The 1,162-nt window shown below is 40.7% G+C and carries 1 protein-coding gene; it reads left to right on the top strand.

Features of this window, described 5'->3' with window-relative positions:
* Positions 1-81: 81 nt before the first annotated feature.
* The coding region (locus tag QL998_RS20640; protein ID WP_290193396.1) for an ISAs1 family transposase at positions 82-1,162 on the top strand (1,081 nt) is incomplete at its 3' end.

Here is a 1,162-nt window from a genome sequence, read left to right as displayed (position 1 = left end):
CACGGCAAGATCATTATAAATTGAACTTATAGAGCAAGTAGTGATCAGATCAAGGCATAATAATTACTTGGTCGCATAAATATGAGCACTACTTTTCTGAAACATTTTAATTCAATTACAGATCCTCGCATTGAACGTTGTAAAAAGCATGAACTTATCGATATTCTTCTCCTTGCTATTAGCGCTGTGCTCTCTGGTGCAGAAGGATGGGAAGATATTGAAGACTTTGGGCACCTAAAACTTGATTGGTTAAAAAAATACGGTACGTTCAACGCAGGAATTCCAAAACATGACACGATTGCTCGCGTCATGTGTCGGTTAAAAGCAAATGAAATAGAAAGGGCATTTCAATCTTGGATATCATCACTGATTGAAACTACAGGTGCAGATATCATCGCTATCGATGGCAAAACCGCACGGCGTTCATTTACCACAAAAGACAGAAAAAGTGCCTTACACACGGTCAGTGCATGGAGTTGCCAACACCAGTTAGTGCTTGGGCAGACGGCTGTTGATAATAAAACAAATGAAATCACCGCAATACCAGAATTACTCACCCTGCTCGATATTGAAAACAGTATCATTACGTTAGATGCGATGGGATGCCAACAAGAAATAGCAAAACAAATCATCCAACAAAAAGCAGATTATATTCTTGCACTTAAAGGTAATCATTCAGGCATGCAAAAGGAACTAGAAGCGTGGTGGCACAAGTGCGAGCGTGAAAGGTTAACTAAGCATAATTGTGATGAACATACCGAAATAAGCTCAGGACATGGGCGTGTTGAAACACGTACATGCCAGCAGTTACTTATAGATAAAAGCTGGCTAGGCAAGGATTATCGTTGGCCTGGCTTAACGAGTATTATTAAGGTCAGGGCTGAAGTTCATGATAAGTCGGCAGGGTCGGATACCACTGAAACACGCTGGTATATAAGTTCATTAGACTTAAATGCAGCGCAAGCACTCAATGCAGTACGCAGTCACTGGCAGGTTGAAAGCATGCATTGGATGCTTGATATGAACTTCAGAGAAGATGAATCGAGAATACGCAAACTTCAAGGGCCATTAATGTTTAATGTAATGCGAAAGATAGCCATGGCGCTTTTTAAACAAGATGCATCTAAGTCAGCAAGTATGGCGAGGAAAAAGAAAATGGCAG

It is taken from the genome of Pseudoalteromonas sp. APC 3691 (assembly GCF_030408135.1).
Taxonomy (GTDB): domain Bacteria; phylum Pseudomonadota; class Gammaproteobacteria; order Enterobacterales; family Alteromonadaceae; genus Pseudoalteromonas.
Note: the sequence above shows the minus strand (reverse complement) of the source record. Positions and strands in the feature narration are given on the sequence as shown.